Genomic DNA, 19581 nt, shown 5'->3' with positions numbered 1-19581 from the left:
TTATCAAGCAATAAGGGCAGCCCACAAATTTGGCGGCTGCCCTTAAGATATTACTGCTTGATAATATAAAGATCTTTAACGTGCATGTTATCCAGTGGGTCTTTACCGGTATAACCACCGACATAAGGTTTCACTAAACGGGCATTCACGTAATAGAACAAGGGTACGATAGCAGAGTCTTTATCCAGCAAGACTTCGGCTTGTTGGTACAAACCAGCACGCTCTTTCTCAGTTTTAACTTTCAGCGTATCTTTTATCAGCTTATCAAACGCCGGGCTTTTATAATGCACGGTGTTGTTGCTGCTGTCAGATAGCATCATATTCAGGAAAGAAGAAGGTTCGTTATAGTCAGCACACCAGCCGGCACGCGCCACATCGAAAGCCCCTTGGTGACGACTATCCAGGAAGGTTTTCCACTCTTGGTTTTCCAACTTAACGTCAACACCCAGGTTTTTCTTCCAGATAGAGGCGGCGGCAATAGCCAGCTTCTTGTGTAAGTCTGATGTGTTGTATAACAGATTGAATGTCAGCGGTTTATCTTTAGTGTAACCAGCTTCCGCCAGTAACTTTTTAGCCACTTCATTTCGTTTTTCTTGTGTCCAACTGAACCATTCTGGCGGAGTCAACTCGGCACCACTGGTGTATGGCGGGGTGAAGCCATAGGCCGGTAAATCGCCTTGGTTTTTCACTTTGTTCACGATGATATCGCGATCCATACCCAGTTTCAGGGCTTCACGAACGCGAGCATCCGTGAATGGCGCTTTTTGGTTGTTGATTTCGTAGTAATAGGTGCACAGATACGGGTCAACATGAACTTCTTCTGGGATCTCTTTTTTCAGCTTCTGGAATAATTCAATCGGCATGTTGTTATAGGTCATGTCGATTTCACCACTGCGATAGCGGTTAACATCAGTCACTTCGGAAGAGATTGGCAGGTAAGTTACCTGATTAATGACGGTCTTGGCATTATCCCAATAAGTCGGGCTGCGCTCTAACACGATACGTTCGTTAACGACCCAATCTTTCAACTTATAGGCACCGTTACCGACAAAGTTCTGCGGCTGAGTCCACTTATCACCAAACTTCTCTATCGCGGTTTTGTTCACCGGGGACATAGAAGGATGCGCTAATAATTTATCCAAATAAGGCACTGGCTCACTCAACGTGACTTCCAGAGTATGGTCATCCAGAGCTTTCACGCCCAAGGTATCGGGTGCTTGTTTACCGGTTATAATATTGTCGATATTAGCAATATGGGCATATTGCACATAGCTTGCGTAAGGAGAAACTGTTTTAGGATCCGCCAGACGTTGCCAGCTATAAACAAAATCTTGTGCCGTTACAGGGTCACCATTTGACCATTTAGCATCTTTACGCAGATGGAAAGTCCACACTTTAAAATCTTTATTGTCCCAACTTTCTGCCACACCGGGTAAAATTTTGCCGTTAGGATCGTTAATAACCAACCCTTCTAATAGATCGCGTGAGATATTTGATTCAGGGACACCTTCAATTTTATGTGGATCTAATGACTGAGGTTCAGAACCATTATTTCGCACTAAAACTTGTTTTTCAGCCAGTTGTACGCCTGCGGGCACATTCGCTGCAAAAGTATTGCCTACAGCCATCATACCTAAAGCAGCCACAATGCCTGCGGCCAGGAGACTTTTCTTCGTGATGTTGGTCATGCTTATATCCACTCCAGTTTTTATTATTGCATCGCCCAATAATCAGGCGAGCTTCACCTTTAAAAGGTATGTATAAATTACATCGCGCGGGGAACGAATCCGCCCTGTAATACCCTATATGTATTAACATCAGACGAAAATTCGTACTGTGTTATACATCCCTAATACCCTATTTGTTTTCCTAAGTACTTTATGACTCGACTTCCTACGGCTAACCGCTTTTCACTACTCTAATTTACGAATATAAAGATTTTTTAAATCTATTAAATCTTGTGGATCCTTACCCGTAAACCCGCCCACGGTTGGCCGAATTAGGCGCACACTGACGCGATAGTATACTGGCACCATGGCAGAGTCTTTATCCAATAAGTTTTCAGCCTGTTGATATAACGCAGTGCGCACTTTGGCATCCGGGGCCGCTAATGTTTTGGCTAATAACGCATCAAACTCAGGATTCTTATAGAAAAAAGTATTATTACTGCTGTCCGATAACAACATATTAAGGAATGCCGTCGGCTCATTGTAATCACCGCACCAGGTTGCTCTGGCAACATCAAATTGGCCTTGATGGCGACTTTCTAAAGAGGTTTTCCACTCTTGATTCTGCAAAGTGACAGTGGCACCGAGATTTTTTTGCCACATTGAGGCGGCAGCAATAGCCTGTTGTTTATTTTGATCTGAGGTGTTGTAGAGCAAATTAAACTTCAATGGATTCTCAGCATTGAAACCGGCCTCAGCGAGTAATTTCTTCGCTTCAGCATTCCGTTTTTCCTGAGCCCAACTGGCCCACTCGGGTAAAGCGAAATTACCGCCATCGGTAAATGTTGGGGTGAAACCATACGCAGGAATCTGCCCTTGCCCCATAATTTTGGTCGCAATAATGTCCCGATCTAGCGTTAATTTAATGGCAGCTCGAACCCTTGCATCCGTGAAAGGGGTTTTTTGATTATTAATCTCGTAATAAAAAGTACAAAGGTATGGGCTGACATGAACCTGCTCTGGCAGGTCTTTTTTCATTTTGGCAAACAAATTGGGGGGAATGGCGCTGTTGGTAATATCGATTTCACCGCTACGGTAGCGATTGATATCACTCACTTCAGAAGTAATGGGTAGAAAAGTCGCCTTATTGATGATGGTGTCTTTATTATTCCAATAAGTCGGGCTACGTTCGAGCACAATACGCTCGTTAACCACCCAGTCTTTTAATTTATAGGCACCATTACCGACAAAATTCTGTGGAAGCGTCCATTTATCGCCATATTTTTCAACGACATCACGCTTAACCGGTTTCATTGAAGTGTGTGACAGCATACTAATAAAATAAGGAACGGGTTCGGTCAAAGTGACTTGCAACGTCTTGGTATCTAATGCTTTCACGCCTAATTCATCTGGCTTTTTGACACCTTTTAGCACCGCATCAATATTCTCAATTTGGGCATACTGTAAATAACTGGCATAAGGAGAACCTATTTTAGGATTAGCCAGGCGCTGCCAGCTATAAACAAAATCCTGCGCAGTAACCGGCGTACCATCACTCCAGACCGCATTATCGCGCAGATGGAAAGTCCAGACTTTATAACCATTATTATCCCAATGGCTTGCAACAGCCGGAATGATATGGCCGTTAGCATCATTACTTACCAGCCCTTCTAATAGATTTAGAATAATATTGGTTTCAGGATTTCCCTCAACCTTATGCGGGTCTAAAGAGGCAACCTCAGAACCATTATTAATAGTAATACTCTGATCTAACGCTAATTCTACGCCCGGAAGAACGGTTGCAGCCATCGATCCCGCAGAGAATGACAAACCCAAAATAGTGCCAATTATTGCCAGTGGTCGCTGTTTAAACTTTATTTGCATTTCTAACCGCCCTTTTACGAGATTTGTGATGTTTTTCTCAAGGTTATGCGTCAATCTGCCGCCAACAACCACTAGCAATAACTATTCCAAAAATAAAAACCACGGTTCAGTTTCATTGAAAAAACAAGAAAACTCTCGTTAGGGAGTTGCCCGAAAGCTAACAGAACCCGAAATCTGACGCCAATAATTTTTACAGAAATGTTAAGCAATTCTCTTTTTTACTGAGTCAGTATCAGTAGTAATGCAGGATATTATCATCCAAGAAAACACATAAGCACATGAATTAATTGGTTATAAATGATAATATTTTTAACTTCACATCAAAAATTATGTTTAAAAACAGTGATAAGAAACATAAAGTTAACATTTTTATCATTGTTAGAATAAACACCTACTCACTGCGTACTAATCACTAATAACATCTAGATAAATTCAGCACAAGCCCTACAGAATGATGTGAGCATTTTAACAACAAATAGCGTATTTAATTTAATCGGAAGGTTATCCAACCCTTTATTAAAGATGAATAAATAAGCCTTAAACCAAATTATTTGTTCAGAATATCTATTAGTGCAGCATTTGAGTGCAACAGATTAAATTTCCTGCATCATTTGCACCAAAATAACGCGCGGGGACTTAAATATCATGCTAATGGCAAGAAAAAAGCCACCGGTCATAAACCCGTGGCCTCTTAATGATGAGTTGTCTTATGAGGAGGTTAAAGCAATCCTGGGAAAATAGCCTTAATACCGGTAACAATGAATTCGATACCCAATGCCATCAGCAGTAAACCCATAATACGGGTAATAACGTTAATGCCGGTTTGACCGAGTAATCGAACCAATAGCGGCGCAGCCCGGAACAATAACCAACAACAAAAAGCAAACAGTGCAATTGCAACAGTTAACCCCAGCAGGTTCTGCCAACTGTGATAGCGAGAACTCCACACGATAGTTGAACTAATTGCCCCCGGCCCGGCCATTAATGGTAATGCCAATGGGACAACGCCAATACTTTCGCGTACTGCAGTTTCTGTTTTTTCCTGTTTATTCTGTTTATCTTCACCCAGTTTACCGCTGATCATCGACATGGCAATACTGACCACCAAGATGCCCCCGGCAATACGGAATGAATCAATAGAAATACCAAATATTTTCAGGATGGCATCCCCAAGGAACAGAGAGATCCATAAAATAATCGCCACTGACAGGTTAGCTGTCAGGTTAGTTTTATCCCGGCCCGCAGCTGCCTGATAACTTGTCATACTGATAAATACTGGCAAGATACCCACCGGGTTAACCAGTGCAAATAAGCCAACAAAAAACTTGATGTAACCTGAAAGGTCCAACAGGGATTGACTCACACATCACTCCGCGCAATTGCTCATAAATACATCACAGATATCAGGTCACTATACCTAATGTCCCGAGGCAACACATCTTACGGCTAAACCTTGGAAAATTCGCGGGCAAATAATGATGCCACCACACGCCGCAACTGGCCTCCACTGCTCACCCCCCTGACAACAGTTCTTTTCACTGAAAATCACCCTTAGGACAACCCCAAAGTAGATGTGCGCGCTAATGTAATAGAATTAGTCACAGGAATCCATGGAATAAACCCGCATTTAGGCGGGATAAATCTCCGCTGTCTAAAATAATCATTATTGTTAATATTCTGTGGCGTCAATGATGATTTAACGTCATGAATTGTCACTTTATTTACGCTAATGATAATTACTCTCAACTAATAATTGCTGAATGGTGTCAGCTTGCGGATTTTGTGATTTAAATCACGAAAATCAGTCTTAAGAATCGTTAAGCTCAGAGCCGTAGTAGAGTGAACCTTTAGCAAGAAATGGAGTATCTGGGTTGAAAAGAGTGTTTTTCTCCCACTTTATTCCTGGCGAACTTAAAGCTCTTTCAGTAAATCAGCGGTAAAGAATGAGAAAGTAAGATATAAAAACCATCTCTATTCGAGAGTACAGCACGGCTTAGCCTGTCTATACTCATTGCTTCAACAGCTCATTTACTAAAAGAGTTTAACATTATCAGGAGAGCATTATGGCTGTAACGAATGTCGCTGAACTTAACGAGCTAGTAGCACGCGTCAAGAAAGCCCAGCGCGAGTATGCCAACTTTACTCAAGAGCAGGTTGATAAAATCTTCCGTGCCGCAGCTCTGGCTGCAGCAGATGCCCGTATTCCTCTGGCCAAACTGGCTGTAGAAGAATCTGGCATGGGTATTGTGGAAGACAAAGTGATCAAAAACCACTTCGCTTCTGAATACATTTATAATGCATACAAAGATGAAAAGACTTGTGGCATTCTGGAAGAAGATAAAACCTTTGGTACTATCACTATCGCTGAACCAATCGGTTTGATTTGCGGTATCGTGCCAACGACCAACCCGACCTCTACCGCTATCTTCAAAGCATTGATTAGCTTGAAGACCCGTAACGGTATCGTATTCTCTCCACATCCACGTGCTAAAGACGCAACCAATAAAGCTGCAGATATCGTGCTTCAAGCCGCAATCGCCGCAGGTGCGCCAGCAGATATTATTGGTTGGATTGATGCCCCTACTGTTGAGTTATCTAACCAACTGATGCACCACCCAGACATTAACTTGATTCTGGCCACCGGTGGCCCAGGCATGGTTAAAGCTGCTTACAGTTCTGGTAAGCCTGCTATCGGTGTTGGTGCGGGTAACACGCCAGTTGTTGTTGATGAAACAGCCGATATCAAACGTGTTGTTGCCTCTATTCTGATGTCTAAAACCTTTGATAACGGCGTCATTTGTGCGTCTGAGCAATCTATCATTGTTGTTGACTCAGTTTATGATGCTGTTCGTGAGCGTTTTTCTTCCCACGGCGGCTACCTGTTACAGGGCAAAGAACTGAAAGCTGTTCAGGACATCATCCTGAAAAATGGTGGCCTGAACGCGGCTATCGTAGGTCAGCCAGCAACTAAAATTGCTGAAATGGCCGGCATCAAAGTTCCTGCTAATACTAAGATTCTGATCGGCGAAGTTAAAGTTGTTGATGAATCAGAGCCATTCGCTCACGAAAAACTGTCTCCAACACTGGCGATGTATCGTGCGAAGAGCTTTGAAGACGCTGTTGAAAAAGCAGAAAAACTGGTGGAAATGGGCGGTATAGGCCATACCTCTTGCCTGTATACAGACCAAGATAACCAGCCTGCGCGCGTTAAGTATTTCGGCGATAAAATGAAAACCGCCCGAATCTTAATCAATACCCCTGCCTCTCATGGTGGTATCGGTGACCTGTATAACTTCAAAGTAGCGCCATCTCTGACGCTGGGTTGCGGTTCTTGGGGTGGTAACTCCATCTCTGAAAACGTCGGTCCGAAACACTTGATCAACAAGAAAACTGTGGCTAAGCGAGCAGAAAACATGTTGTGGCATAAACTCCCGAAATCTATTTACTTCCGCCGTGGCTCCCTGCCTATCGCGTTGGAAGAAGTGGCAACTGACGGTGCAAAACGTGCCTTCATCGTGACTGACCGCTACCTGTTCAACAACGGTTATGCTGATCAAATCACCAGCGTACTGAAATCTCACGGTATCGAAACTGAAGTCTTCTTCGAAGTAGAAGCGGACCCTACCCTGAGTATTGTGCGCAAAGGTGCAGAGCAGATGAACTCCTTCAAACCAGACGTGATCATCGCGCTGGGTGGTGGTTCACCGATGGATGCTGCGAAAATCATGTGGGTCATGTACGAACACCCAGAAACCCACTTCGAAGAACTGGCATTACGCTTTATGGATATCCGTAAACGTATTTACAAGTTCCCGAAAATGGGCGTGAAAGCGAAAATGATCGCCGTAACCACCACATCAGGTACGGGTTCAGAAGTTACACCATTCGCGGTAGTTACCGACGATGCCACAGGCCAGAAATATCCATTGGCTGACTATGCATTGACTCCAGATATGGCAATCGTTGATGCCAACCTGGTTATGAATATGCCTAAGTCTCTGTGTGCGTTCGGTGGTTTGGATGCAGTGACCCATGCTCTGGAAGCTTATGTTTCTGTATTGGCGAACGAATACTCCGACGGCCAGGCTCTGCAAGCGCTGAAACTGCTGAAAGAATTCTTACCAGCCAGCTATCATGAAGGGGCAAAAAATCCGGTTGCACGTGAACGTGTTCACAACGCCGCGACTATTGCCGGTATCGCTTTTGCTAACGCCTTCTTGGGTGTCTGTCACTCAATGGCCCATAAACTGGGTTCTGAGTTCCACATTCCACACGGCTTGGCAAACGCCATGTTGATTTCTAACGTTATCCGCTATAACGCGAATGACAACCCAACCAAACAGACTGCATTCAGCCAGTATGACCGCCCACAAGCACGTCGTCGTTATGCTGAAATTGCAGACCATCTGGGTCTGAGTGCTCCGGGCGACCGTACCGCACAGAAAATCCAGAAACTGCTGACTTGGTTAGATGAAATCAAAGCTGATTTGGGTATCCCAGCATCAATCCGTGAAGCTGGCGTGCAAGAAGCAGACTTCCTGGCGAAAGTAGACAAACTGTCTGAAGATGCATTTGATGACCAGTGTACCGGTGCTAACCCGCGCTACCCACTGATCTCTGAGCTGAAACAGATCCTGATGGATACTTACTACGGCCGTGAATTCAGCGAAGAGCTGGATCATGAAGAAGTTGCAGTAGCCGCTCCAGCCCCAAAAGCTGAGAAAAAAGCCAAGAAGTAATTTCTATCTTAATGTGTAGTCTCACCGGTGGTGAGGCGAGCCACTGAAAGATATAACCCCCGACATCTGTTGGGGGTTTCTTTTTATATTCATCCAATGAATTTATACATAGTCTGCATACCATGCTTTACTCATTGCTTCTAAATCCCCGACAACGGCGATTTATAGTTGCCCTTACCTCATTCACCTGCCCCATCAAATAAACTCACCACATCTCACCAGATGCGATTTACTGAGGGATATCGTCGGATTAATAACTTATAAAAATGAATAGCTCGATGTCATCCCACCAATGATACTCAATAAAATACCTTGGTCATTTATGACGCGGTCAGAAATAGAGGTTAGAGAGTATGAGTCATACGCATACGCATAAGCACAATGAATGAAGCTGTACGGTGCTATATAGTGTTAATAACGTAAAAAGTAACTACCCCACTGCCTTTAATAAAGGAGCCAGTGAGGTGTTCTCTGGGCCGTTAAGGATATTGAGAGAGGGAGGCAGCTTTGATGGCTTCTTTATAATGGCGTCGGCAAACAGAAACGTAGCTTTCATTCCCACCGATAACAACTTGTTCACCATCGTGAACAGCCCGGCCCTGTGCATCTAAACGTAACACCATATTAGCCTTACGCCCACAATGACAAATTGTCTTTAGCTCGACCAATTTGTCAGCCCACGACAATAAGTATTTACTGCCAGGGAATAACTCACCGAGGAAGTCAGTGCGTAAACCATAACACAGCACAGGGATATGCAATTCATCCACCACCTGGCACAATTCCTGAACCTGCTCTTTAGTCAAAAATTGGCACTCATCGAGTAAAATACAATGGACCGGACTTCCCTGATGCTCGGTGTTGATTATAGATAATAATGATGTCCCACTATTGTAAAGCAGGGCCTGTGAAGACAGACCAATACGCGAACTGACTGTTCCAACCCCAAAGCGATTATCAATCTCGGCTGTAAACACCAGAGTGCGCATACCACGCTCTTGGTAGTTATAAGAGGACTGCAATAGCGCTGTAGATTTACCTGCATTCATTGCTGAGTAATAAAAATAAAGTTGAGCCATGGGCCTGTAGCTCCAATAGTATAATAAATGGTCACATTGACAACATATACACAGTTTATCATAAATCCCAAGGTTTCGTGGAGCAGAGGTTCTCCTCTATATTACTGTTTTTTCTATTAAGTAATGAGATAACTAATGAAGTTGACAGAGCTTTGATGTGGAAATGCTTATGTATTATTAGCTAGGTTACATGACCCATTTCACAATATTGAGACAGTAAAAGTATTCTGTTTGAACATTAACCAGATTAGCGCGAGATGAAAGCAATAGTGTTTGATATGTAGGTCGCACGATTGGTACATTAATGATACGGGTAATGTGTTCTCATGATTAATTCGTAAATAGTGATAACAAATATTGCCGTGACCTGACAAAGCTTGGACTGCATGTTTTTTCTTACTCAATATTTCGTTGCGGCTATATCAATATCTCGGTGTTGTCGTGTGATCAGTTATTGTGCATCCCAACATGAGAAGTAACGTATTTTTGCTTTATTGATATAAAGCAAACTTATAACTTAGTGAGAAAATCATGCTCTCGAGCAAAATCATTAGTGAGTGAAACGAAAATTTACGTTAAAAACAGCTCAGATAATAACAAGTGCCCATCGTTTATTAGTAGTAAGCAGCAAGTTTTCGCTAATAAATACGTGAATTCGAGTATGCTAATCAAATTGGCTATTGCAGAAATTAAAATAGCACTCTATTATTATCCAGACGCCCCCCCACCAATTATAATTTGAGACCAGGACAATGAGCGAAGCGTTAAAAATTCTTAACAACATCCGTACTCTGCGTGCACAAGCGCGTGAATGCACTCTTGAAACTTTAGAAGAGATGCTGGAGAAACTCGAAGTGGTCGTTAATGAACGCCGCGAAGAAGACTCTCAAGCACAGGCAGAAATTGAAGAACGCACACGTAAATTACAGCAATACCGTGAAATGCTTATTGCAGATGGTATTGATCCAAATGAACTGTTGAATACTATTGCAGCTGCTAAAGCCGCAACTGGTAAATCAAAACGTGCTGCACGCCCTGCTAAATATCAGTACACAGACGAAAATGGCGATGTTAAAACCTGGACAGGCCAAGGCCGTACTCCAGCAGTGATTAAGAAAGCCATTGAAGATGAAGGCAAATCACTAGATGATTTCCTGCTGTAGTCGTAATAGTTAATTTACTATTGTGATAGAAATACCCTCCTATTATACGGGGGGTATTTTTTTGCGTTCTCTTTTAAGAGTCAAAACTCGTACTCCTCCAATGAATTACCCTATCTAACGGTTTACATCCAATCGGTAAACGACAGTCAATCTAAACATATCATTTTCAATAAATAACGTTCTGTTATCACTCTCAATGAGAGTCGATAAGAAGACTTCGCTAATTTATAACAATATAATAATCGCTATAACAGCCAAATCGACATTATCCTTTGTGATATAAGATAAATTTAGCGATAAGCCACTGTTATTGAATCAGATGAGGATTAGTGTTGGCTACACAAAAAGAACTCCTTTAATTTTGTACCCAACACATAAACCCACTTTTACCACTTATTGCGCACGATTAATCGAAGCACCACGGCCAATCCCGTAATAAGTAAAACCTTGTCTATTTAGACGCTCGGGATCGTACAAATTGCGCCCATCAAAAATAACGGGGTGTTTAAGGTGGGACTTGATCATCCCAAAATCAGGCGCCCTAAAATTCTGCCATTCAGTACAAATAATCAAAGCGTCAGCGCCTTGTAATGCTGACTCCTTTGTACCCATTAATTTTAAGTCGTCCCTGGCACCATAAATCCGCTGTGCTTCATCCATTGCCTCGGGGTCATAAGCTTGAATAGTCACACCGGCTTTCCACAATGACTCCATTAAAATCCGACTCGGAGCTTCGCGCATATCATCCGTATTGGGTTTAAATGCTAACCCCCAAAGAGCCAATGTTTTTCCCGCCAGTTGTGAGTTAAAGTGACGCAGAATAAATTCGACCAATTTAAACTTTTGCTCATTATTGATTTGCTCAACAGCCTGTAACAACTGAGGCTGATAACCACAACTTTCGGCTGTACGAATTAACGCCTGAATATCTTTGGGGAAACAAGAACCACCATAACCACAGCCAGAATAAATAAAATGGTAGCCAATGCGCGAGTCAGAACCAATGCCCTGTCTCACCTTTTCGATATCTGCGCCAAGACGTTCAGCGATATTAGCAATTTCATTCATAAAACTGATCTTAGTTGCCAACATGCCGTTTGCTGCATATTTCGTCAGTTCAGCACTGCGAATATCCATTATTAACATCCGGTCATGATTTCGATTAAATGGCTCGTATAACTCGCTAATTAAATCGATAACACCGTTATCATCAGTATCAATGCCGATAACGATGCGTTCTGGACGTTTACAGTCAGCGACTGCCACCCCTTCTTTTAGAAACTCAGGATTTGAAACCACATTGAATGCTATTTTCTTCCCTCGTTGCTGTAGAACAGTTTGTATCATTTCTTGCACTTTATCCGCAGTCCCTACAGGGACGGTAGATTTATCGATAATAACTTTGGGAGTATCCATATATTTAGCAATGGTACTGGCAACGGCAAGCACATACTTTAGGTCAGCGGCACCATCTTCATCAGGAGGAGTGCCAACGGCTATAAATTGAATAGTGCCATGTGCTACACCAGCTTCTGCATCCGTGGAGAATTGTAGTCTACCACTCTCATAATTCTCTTTTACCAGTGGTGCTAATCCGGGTTCGAAAATAGCGATATGCCCTTTTCGTAGATCAGCAACTTTCTTTTCATCAATATCTATACACATAACATCATGGCCAACTTCAGCCAGGACAGCAGCCTGGACTAACCCGACATAGCCAATACCAAAAACCGTAACCTTCATTCAATCTATCCTCAAGTCAAAAATTCAATAAGGGGCGTGCTACAGGTCATTATCAGTAACTAACCTTAATTTAGCCTGAGGCGACGTATCTTATTGCCTGTAAAAATAAAGCAGGTTGAAAATTTTCAGATATAAGTAAGGAAGAAAGTATATCAACCGATAATTATTACATCTCGGTTATACACATCGATTGAAGCATATTGGGCTTATTTCACAGATTCGTTATAGAACCATTTATATTAAGATAGATGTAGTCGTAAACAAATGTGTCAATATATTGATTTATTAAACTCATTATTCTGTTTTCATAGCACGGCTGGCTCATCCGCGGACAGCATCAACCGTAACCGACTCCCTCCGCCCCAAATTTGGCACTGCCATGCAGCGCAACGCTGACTAATTTGATTTAAATGGGTTGTTTTTAATGTTCCTAAAGGCACGCCATTACTGAGTTGAATCTGATGTTTACCTGCATGGACATTGGCATGTAACCCAGCGGAAATCAGTATCAAATTTTGATGCTCCACATGGTAATAGCCCATCAGCAAAGGAAATTGCCCCTCTAAATGAGTACGTCTTAAGAGCTGATTAACTTGTTCGAGTAAAGATGACATCTGTGGTAGACGGTGTTGTTGATGTGCTAAATGCTCTTGAAGAATCCCATTAAATAATACCCTTAGCAATAAAGCGGCTAAAACGCCGTTATCTCCCGCCCGTGTAACATCAAGGCAGTAGAAAGCGACATCTTTGTCTGACAATGCTGCAATATCCAAGACTAACCCCGGTTTCTCAACCATGGTCAATTGCCGGTAGTTTATGCGGCAGTGAGCAATTGTTTGTTGTGCTGGAGGTTGGAGCTGCTTTAATAACTGAGCGGCATAATAAGGATTTTGGCGCAGCGCCTCCCAATCTTGAATAAGTTCAGTTTCTTCAATTGCATGGGAGGTAAATAATGCAGGATAAAGGCAGGCCAATACGGTTTCTCGCAAGCGTTTTAAGTCGACAATTGGCTTCAGCAAAACGTCTTTTACACCTAGACGCAGAACCTTAGCAATATCCGTCATTTTATCGGTTGCTGATATAACCAGAATGGGAATTTTCACCCCTTGAATGAGTAAACGCTCAACAAACTCTATCCCTCCCATCACTGGCATAGCCAGATCGCACAGTATCAGATCAGGAACCTGAGTTTTTAATCGTTCTAAAGCCACCAGTCCATTTTCCGCCTGGTGCACTGTCGCGCCGAGTGAACCTAAGAATTCCGCAATGACTGAGCGAAAAACTGTTTCGTCCTCAACGACTAAAATATTTTTACCTACTAGTGGTTTTTCCATGTACTGCTTCTCTTACTGACCTTAATGGTAATAGTGGCTCAAAATGATTGTTTGTGCTTGTCAGAAATTGTTATGCGCTATTTTGCCGACACCGACTTATGCTATCTGTGCTTTATCAGGGGATATAACTGTTCCGCGCACTTCTCCACGGCCAATTCTCCGGCAGCAATGGCTTCATCCGCACGGTGAAAATCCAACATTGATATTTGTGGACAATAAGGCTGAATAAGGACATCAGGAGGATCGCCGGCCATACGATTACGTTTCAATCGGTTTTCCAATACTTGTATCGACGTAGACATAATATCCATTGCGCTGGGTGCATTCTTTGGCGGGCTAGATGTTAGGTTCGTTATCCGTGCTTTCAAGCGCCGGTGCCAATTATCCGGGATCTCCGCAAGCTTGCTTTCAAGTGTTTGTGGAGAAAATATATCTTGCGCAATAAGATGTGCATCATGCTGCAAATCAACCGCAATAACGATATCAGCCCCCATAGCCCTGGCCAAAGAGATTGGAACCGGATTAACAACTGCACCATCAACAAGCCAATATCCCTCTAACAAAACAGGTGAGAATAACCCAGGCATACTGCACGATGCTCTGATAGCTTGCTTGATATCCCCCTCTGTAAGCCATAGCTCCCGACCAGTGGTTAAATTTGTTACCACGCACCCGAAAGGCAATGCGCATTCGGCGATATCTTGTACTTCAATAATTTCATTTACCACACTAAATACGCGCTTCCCATGCAGTAGCCCACCACGCCGCCACGAAAAATCCATCATTCGGATAACATCCCAGTATTTAAATGAGCGCACCCAGCATTCCATTACCTCCAGGTGATCACTGGCGTAAGCTGCACCAACTAATGAGCCAACTGAGCACCCAGCGACCACATCAATCTCTACGCCCATCTTTTTCAGTGCATTAATGACACCAATATGTGCCCATCCTTTAGCAGCGCCAGCTCCCAGTGCCAATCCAACCTTACTTTTTCTCATTGTGTTTCATCCATTTCGAATCACTTTGGCACATCCCCTACCCTGAAAAAGCAAATAAATGTAACGCCTCACACCCTGCACGTTGATAGTCAATTTAGTTGATATTAACCTTGCTGTAGCTAGGGAATAAAATGGGTATTTATTCTTTTACTTCACAGCCTTACTTATATAACTATAGTGAATATTTATTCTTCTGCTATTTTGATACAAATACTTTACATTTCATGGCTAAGATATAGCGCGGGGACGAAAAGACATACGATGAATATTGAAATATGCAAAATTGATCGGTTTATTTCTGAGATTGTTGCACTAATTAATCAATTAGATGCGTACCAATCTGCACTCTAGCCCGCAGAAAACAATCATGCGGAGCCTATAGAGCATATGGCTCAGATAAAAGCATATATTTATGTCGCGAAGTGGGAAGGCCGCATTGTCGGATGCGCGATTCTGGTACTACATGGGGATAGCGCCCCTGAAGTTAAACGCATTTTTGTCACGCCAGATTGCCGAGGTCACGGTATTGCATCATTGCTGATAACCGCCCTATTTGACAAAGCTAATACTTTAAAAACAAAGGAAATTTATCTTGAAACGGGAGTATTCCAGCCTGAAGCAATATGCTTATATCAACGGCTAGGTTTTGAATTGACAACTCAACTCGGCCATTATGCCTATGATCCATTGAGTATATTTATGGTGAAAAAGTTATACCCCAATCAATGAGTAAAACATAAGAAACATATATGAAGGACATACAACTAATTTATTAATTATATTCTTTTAATTTTATTATCATCAACAGAAGATAAAAAGCAAAATAGCCACCTTAATGGTAGCTATTTAGAGTTAATATTCAGGATCACGCGCTCAACAGGCGAAATATCATCTGATAAAAACAAACACGAGAAACAGGTCATGCACAGTGCATTGTTACTTTATGGTCTGTCTGCAATAAGCTCAGAACCATCACCTATGAACCGAGTTTCGTCCAGAATATTATGAAGACTAATATATTAATAACGAAATAATTAACCGTTAATAGTACCGAATGAGACATTCATTTTTTCGAACATTGCGATAACTTTGTTAATCAGTTTCATGGCTAGCTCCAGTCATATCTTTATTTTTATGTGATACACATCACAGTTGTAAAGTTAATCCAAAATGAAACGGCGGTCAAGTATTTTTGTGAGTTAAGTCACAAAACTTATGATTACACTCGGTCTCTTACGAGGCTATCAGCTTTGAACCTCAACACATGATTAGGTAAGATACCCCCTATTCGCAACAGCTCGGCTTTGCTTGTGCTGATCTGCCGTTAATGAGTAACTCGCGGTGATCACGGCATATTGATTATTTTGGAGAAATTTTGTCAGAACAGTGTCCTTGCGGCAGTACACTTGAATATCAAGAATGTTGTGAACCTTATATTCTAGGTACTCTAGTTGCGGTTAACCCGGCGATATTGATGCGTTCCCGCTATAGCGCCTACGTGAAAAAGAATGTGGATTATCTGGTCAATACTTGGCATCCCGACTGCAATGCGCAAAAATGGCGTGATGGAATAATTCAAAGTTTTAATAATACGACATGGCACGGATTAACTGTCATTGCTGAAATCGAGAGTGATCGTGATGATGAAGCATTTGTTGAGTTTATCGCTCGTTTTTCTGATACAAACAATACCGATACAAACAATACTGATACAAATAGTACCCAGATAAGCTCCATGCATGAACGTTCTCGCTTCCTTCGCATAAATGAACACTGGTACTATATTGACGGAATCCGGCCATCTGTGGGTAGAAATGATGCATGCCCTTGTGGCTCGGGGAAAAAACATAAGAAATGCTGCGGGCGCTAACAGTAAGATCGGTCTCTTATTGGCCGTAACATCAAACAATTACATAACATCAAGTCATGTTAAGACAGGATTTACCACCTTATGCCACACCAGAATGTACAAAAGAAAGTGTTACGCACCATTTGCCCTGATGCCAAAGGTTTAATCGCAAAAATCACTAATATTTGCTACAAACACCAACTCAATATCGTGCAAAATAATGAGTTCGTCGATCATCTGACGGGTCGCTTTTTCATGCGTACAGAGCTTGAAGGTATTTTTAACGATACCACCTTGCTCGCCGATCTGGACGACGCATTACCGGAAGGGACTAATCGCGAGCTGCATACTGCTGGGCGTCGTCGCATTGTCATTATGGTCACCAAAGAAGCACATTGCCTGGGTGACTTATTAATGAAAAGCGCTTACGGCGGTCTGGATGTTGAGATTGCTGCCGTCATTGGCAACCATAGTGAATTACAGCATTTGGTCGAGCGTTTTGATATTCCGTTCCATCTTATTAGCCATGAAGGTTTGACCCGTGACCAGCATGATCAACTGTTGATTGAACAAATAGAACAATACCAGCCAGATTATGTTGTATTAGCAAAATATATGCGCGTGTTGACACCCGCTTTTGTGCAGCGCTTCCCATATCAGATTATTAATATTCATCACTCTTTTTTACCTGCCTTTATTGGTGCACGTCCTTACCATCAAGCTTACGAGCGAGGTGTGAAAATCATTGGTGCTACAGCGCATTATGTCAATGACAGCTTGGATGAAGGCCCAATTATTATGCAGGATGTGATTCATGTTGATCACTCATATACCGCAGAAGATATGATGCGTGCCGGGCGTGATGTCGAGAAAAACGTATTGAGCCGGGCGCTCTATCGTGTATTAGCACAGCGGGTTTTTGTTTACGGTAACCGAACTGTTATTTTGTAAATACACAATAAATCGATATTTTTTGTCCATATAATCATCGTCACGGACAAAAAAACATCGAACGAATTATTTTTTTCATTTCAAGTCTTTACAGCGGCGCTTCATTTGATATGATGCGCCCCGCTTACCAAGACAGTATTGTTAAGCAGATAGGCCAGTGGTGGGGTTCCCGAGCGGCCAAAGGGAGCAGACTGTAAATCTGCCGTCATCGACTTCGAAGGTTCGAATCCTTCCCCCACCACCATTTTTAACCTTAAACAGCAAGCTGATTCAGCATCAAGAGTTCAGATAAGCACTTAAGGGAAAGATGAGAGTCTTCAAAGGAATAGCACGGCCAAGTATCATTCATTAAACCACGAAATCAGTGGTGGGGTTCCCGAGCGGCCAAAGGGAGCAGACTGTAAATCTGCCGTCATCGACTTCGAAGGTTCGAATCCTTCCCCCACCACCATCTCCTCATAGTGTTTCTATTTTATAATCAATCAAATTATCCCGAATAGTTCCGATCAGGGATAAATTAATCATTTTCTCTGAAAAATAAATAACATTGTATGGTTATACCAAACTATAAATATAATCAATTAATCCATTTAGTACGCTTGAATGTGACCTTGATTTGTAAAAATACAGTTTGTTTTCATCTTGGAAATTAGCTAAGTTTATGAAATCCAATTTTGAATCACCATTAAAATTATCCATGATAGAGTCTGTAATACAGATATATCTACCTGAATAGATAAAATCCAAACAGCAAGCCAAGTTATCTACCTGTCTAACACTGACTTTATCATGTTGTTTTTTAACCAATTCCTCTAAATCCTTAACAAATTTACTTCTATATAATGTAGGATTACACAGCCACGTATTATTATGAAGGATATTTATTATATCTGGACTTTCATTAATTATATCTTTTCTGCCATAAATACCAAAGCCACTATCTGGGACTTCATTCAATAGTATAAATCTGTCACTGGGGATTTTTTCTGATGAGAGTATCAGCGAGTTTCCATCATAATCTCCAATCTCATCAATATTTTCATAATAAAATTTTATTATATTAGCTTGGATGTTATTTTTCTCAGCGACTTTATACAACTTCGTCAGCTTTTCACTTTTCCCCCAGTCGTAATAAATATTGATAACATTAGAAACATGACCAGTAAGATGTTTTTTGGTTATTTCTTTTTCTTGCTGATATAAATCTTTTAGATCATTATATAAAACCTCGCCATCCCGAGTTAAACTCATACCAAACTTTTCTCGTTTAAATAATTTTTTGCCTATTATGCTTTCAAAGTCTTTTATAGACTTTGCTACAGGGGGTGTAGTTCTATTCATTACTCTTGCAGCCTTACTCAGCGAACCATTTTCAACTACAGCCATAAAGGCTTCAAACTTACGAGATAGAAACATAATTCACCAATCCTTTGCTTTGCGTAAAAATTAATCAGAAAAAACAACAAGCATGCCTACGTGTATAATGCTAACTGTAGATATTCTTTGATATATAATAAAAAAAACACCCGTTGGATTTAGAATAATTTATAGATATATTATCAAAAATTATTGTCGCGTAGACACTAACGACGTGAAGTTACATTTTTTGCAATCAAAGTTTTGGCGATTTTGTGTATTATCACCCTAACATTACAAACATTTTTAACAGACAATCCGATGTAGATCTATGATATCAAATAACTATTTTTTATTCTCCTTGTTACAAAATCAGTTAATGCCATCAAATATGAAAAAATAAACGTCACTGCTAATATTTATAATTGACAAAATAGTTAATATTTGCAGGAACTTTTTTTGCAGCTGAATCCATTTTTCCACACAAGGCGAAGAGTGAGATAAACCAATAGATTCTCATGATGATAATCACCGCGAGAATATGACAATAAATTTATGATGATTTGAAAAATACGAAAATAACTCTATAGTGATTAATGCTATAAATAATACCAGTGAAAAGTAAACCTATATTTAACCCCAGTGAAACTTAATGGTGAATAATATAGTTATTTTTTTCACCTTATATAGGATCAGTAATCTATTTTTTTAAATATTTTTTCTTTCAGTGATTTTTCATTGTTTAATTTTTATAATAGCCTAGAGGCATTCTCTTATTATGGATTACATTTTCATTCGGTATCTGCTAATATTCG

The 19581-nt window shown here is 41.4% G+C and carries 13 protein-coding genes and 2 tRNA genes; 7 read left to right on the top strand and 8 right to left on the bottom strand.

Translation table 11 applies throughout. The features are described 5' to 3' along the window. Positions 1 to 50: 50 nt before the first annotated feature. From oppA to DXZ79_RS09875, 3 genes are all read right to left on the bottom strand, one after another. Positions 51 to 1688, bottom strand: coding sequence for an oligopeptide ABC transporter substrate-binding protein OppA (oppA, locus tag DXZ79_RS09885; RefSeq protein WP_038633203.1), 1638 nt, complete (start codon positions 1686 to 1688; stop codon positions 51 to 53). Between the two features lie 225 nt (positions 1689 to 1913). Then, a complete protein-coding gene (locus tag DXZ79_RS09880; RefSeq protein ID WP_162928740.1) occupies positions 1914 to 3551 on the bottom strand; it encodes an ABC transporter substrate-binding protein in 1638 nt (545 codons plus the stop codon). A 718-nt stretch (positions 3552 to 4269) separates the two neighbouring features. Next, entirely contained in the window at positions 4270 to 4914 is a 645-nt protein-coding gene (locus tag DXZ79_RS09875; RefSeq protein ID WP_004708395.1) for a YchE family NAAT transporter, read from the bottom strand. A 700-nt stretch (positions 4915 to 5614) separates the two neighbouring features. Here DXZ79_RS09875 and adhE point away from each other — a divergent pair. Beyond that, positions 5615 to 8290 carry a bifunctional acetaldehyde-CoA/alcohol dehydrogenase gene (gene adhE / locus DXZ79_RS09870; RefSeq protein WP_038633211.1) on the top strand — a complete coding sequence of 892 codons (2676 nt, stop codon included), beginning with the start codon at positions 5615 to 5617 and terminating at the stop codon, positions 8288 to 8290. Positions 8291 to 8769: 479 nt separating this feature from the next. Here adhE and DXZ79_RS09865 read toward each other — a convergent pair whose 3' ends face one another. After that, complete coding sequence (locus DXZ79_RS09865; RefSeq protein ID WP_038633214.1) at positions 8770 to 9369, bottom strand: thymidine kinase; 600 nt, start codon at positions 9367 to 9369, stop codon at positions 8770 to 8772. A gap of 752 nt (positions 9370 to 10121) precedes the next feature. Between DXZ79_RS09865 and hns the strand changes: the two genes are divergently transcribed. Beyond that, positions 10122 to 10532: a histone-like nucleoid-structuring protein H-NS gene (gene hns / locus DXZ79_RS09855; RefSeq protein ID WP_004390904.1), complete on the top strand. Its 411-nt coding sequence runs from the start codon at positions 10122 to 10124 to the stop codon at positions 10530 to 10532. A gap of 393 nt (positions 10533 to 10925) precedes the next feature. On the opposite strand, the gene DXZ79_RS09850 is transcribed toward hns, so the two are convergent. From DXZ79_RS09850 to rssA, 3 genes are all read right to left on the bottom strand, one after another. Next, positions 10926 to 12275, bottom strand: coding sequence for a UDP-glucose dehydrogenase family protein (locus DXZ79_RS09850; RefSeq protein ID WP_038633217.1), 1350 nt, complete (start codon positions 12273 to 12275; stop codon positions 10926 to 10928). 305 nt (positions 12276 to 12580) lie between these two features. Further along, positions 12581 to 13609 carry a two-component system response regulator RssB gene (rssB, locus tag DXZ79_RS09845; RefSeq protein ID WP_038633220.1) on the bottom strand — a complete coding sequence of 343 codons (1029 nt, stop codon included), beginning with the start codon at positions 13607 to 13609 and terminating at the stop codon, positions 12581 to 12583. 101 nt (positions 13610 to 13710) lie between these two features. Next, the gene (gene rssA / locus DXZ79_RS09840; protein WP_038633223.1) at positions 13711 to 14610 is read right to left on the bottom strand and encodes a patatin-like phospholipase RssA; all 900 of its coding nucleotides are present in this window, start codon (positions 14608 to 14610) and stop codon (positions 13711 to 13713) included. Between the two features lie 387 nt (positions 14611 to 14997). Here rssA and DXZ79_RS09835 point away from each other — a divergent pair, with 387 nt between their 5' ends. The 5 genes from DXZ79_RS09835 (at position 14998) to DXZ79_RS09815 (ending at position 17861) form a co-directional block, all read left to right on the top strand. After that, positions 14998 to 15339, top strand: coding sequence for a GNAT family N-acetyltransferase (locus tag DXZ79_RS09835; RefSeq protein ID WP_038633226.1), 342 nt, complete (start codon positions 14998 to 15000; stop codon positions 15337 to 15339). A 646-nt stretch (positions 15340 to 15985) separates the two neighbouring features. Continuing rightward, a complete protein-coding gene (locus tag DXZ79_RS09830; RefSeq protein WP_038633230.1) occupies positions 15986 to 16480 on the top strand; it encodes a YchJ family protein in 495 nt (164 codons plus the stop codon). A gap of 81 nt (positions 16481 to 16561) precedes the next feature. After that, positions 16562 to 17410, top strand: coding sequence for a formyltetrahydrofolate deformylase (gene purU / locus DXZ79_RS09825; RefSeq protein WP_038633234.1), 849 nt, complete (start codon positions 16562 to 16564; stop codon positions 17408 to 17410). A 159-nt stretch (positions 17411 to 17569) separates the two neighbouring features. Beyond that, positions 17570 to 17654, top strand: a tRNA-Tyr gene (locus DXZ79_RS09820). A 122-nt stretch (positions 17655 to 17776) separates the two neighbouring features. Beyond that, a tRNA-Tyr gene (locus tag DXZ79_RS09815) sits at positions 17777 to 17861 on the top strand. A 104-nt stretch (positions 17862 to 17965) separates the two neighbouring features. Here the strand turns inward: DXZ79_RS09815 and DXZ79_RS09810 are convergent. Continuing rightward, positions 17966 to 18826, bottom strand: a complete 861-nt coding sequence (locus DXZ79_RS09810; RefSeq protein WP_038633237.1) for a LysR family transcriptional regulator — start codon at positions 18824 to 18826, stop codon at positions 17966 to 17968. Between the last annotated feature and the right edge of the window lie 755 nt (positions 18827 to 19581).

The organism is Yersinia rochesterensis (assembly GCF_003600645.1).
GTDB lineage: Bacteria > Pseudomonadota > Gammaproteobacteria > Enterobacterales > Enterobacteriaceae > Yersinia > Yersinia rochesterensis.
This window is presented reverse-complemented; position numbering and strand designations above follow the sequence as displayed.

Excerpts from the sequence above, each read along its gene's own strand:
- adhE (WP_038633211.1), top strand. The coding sequence starts at position 5,615 with ATGGCTGTAACGAATGTCGCTGAACTTAACGAGCTAGTAGCACGCGTC.
- DXZ79_RS09880 (WP_162928740.1), bottom strand. The coding sequence starts at position 3,551 with ATGCAAATAAAGTTTAAACAGCGACCACTGGCAATAATTGGCACTATT.
- DXZ79_RS09850 (WP_038633217.1), bottom strand. The coding sequence starts at position 12,275 with ATGAAGGTTACGGTTTTTGGTATTGGCTATGTCGGGTTAGTCCAGGCT.
- rssA (WP_038633223.1), bottom strand. The coding sequence starts at position 14,610 with ATGAGAAAAAGTAAGGTTGGATTGGCACTGGGAGCTGGCGCTGCTAAA.
- DXZ79_RS09835 (WP_038633226.1), top strand. The coding sequence starts at position 14,998 with ATGGCTCAGATAAAAGCATATATTTATGTCGCGAAGTGGGAAGGCCGC.
- purU (WP_038633234.1), top strand. The coding sequence starts at position 16,562 with ATGCCACACCAGAATGTACAAAAGAAAGTGTTACGCACCATTTGCCCT.
- DXZ79_RS09865 (WP_038633214.1), bottom strand. The coding sequence starts at position 9,369 with ATGGCTCAACTTTATTTTTATTACTCAGCAATGAATGCAGGTAAATCT.
- DXZ79_RS09810 (WP_038633237.1), bottom strand. The coding sequence starts at position 18,826 with ATGTTTCTATCTCGTAAGTTTGAAGCCTTTATGGCTGTAGTTGAAAAT.
- hns (WP_004390904.1), top strand. The coding sequence starts at position 10,122 with ATGAGCGAAGCGTTAAAAATTCTTAACAACATCCGTACTCTGCGTGCA.
- rssB (WP_038633220.1), bottom strand. The coding sequence starts at position 13,609 with ATGGAAAAACCACTAGTAGGTAAAAATATTTTAGTCGTTGAGGACGAA.
- oppA (WP_038633203.1), bottom strand. The coding sequence starts at position 1,688 with ATGACCAACATCACGAAGAAAAGTCTCCTGGCCGCAGGCATTGTGGCT.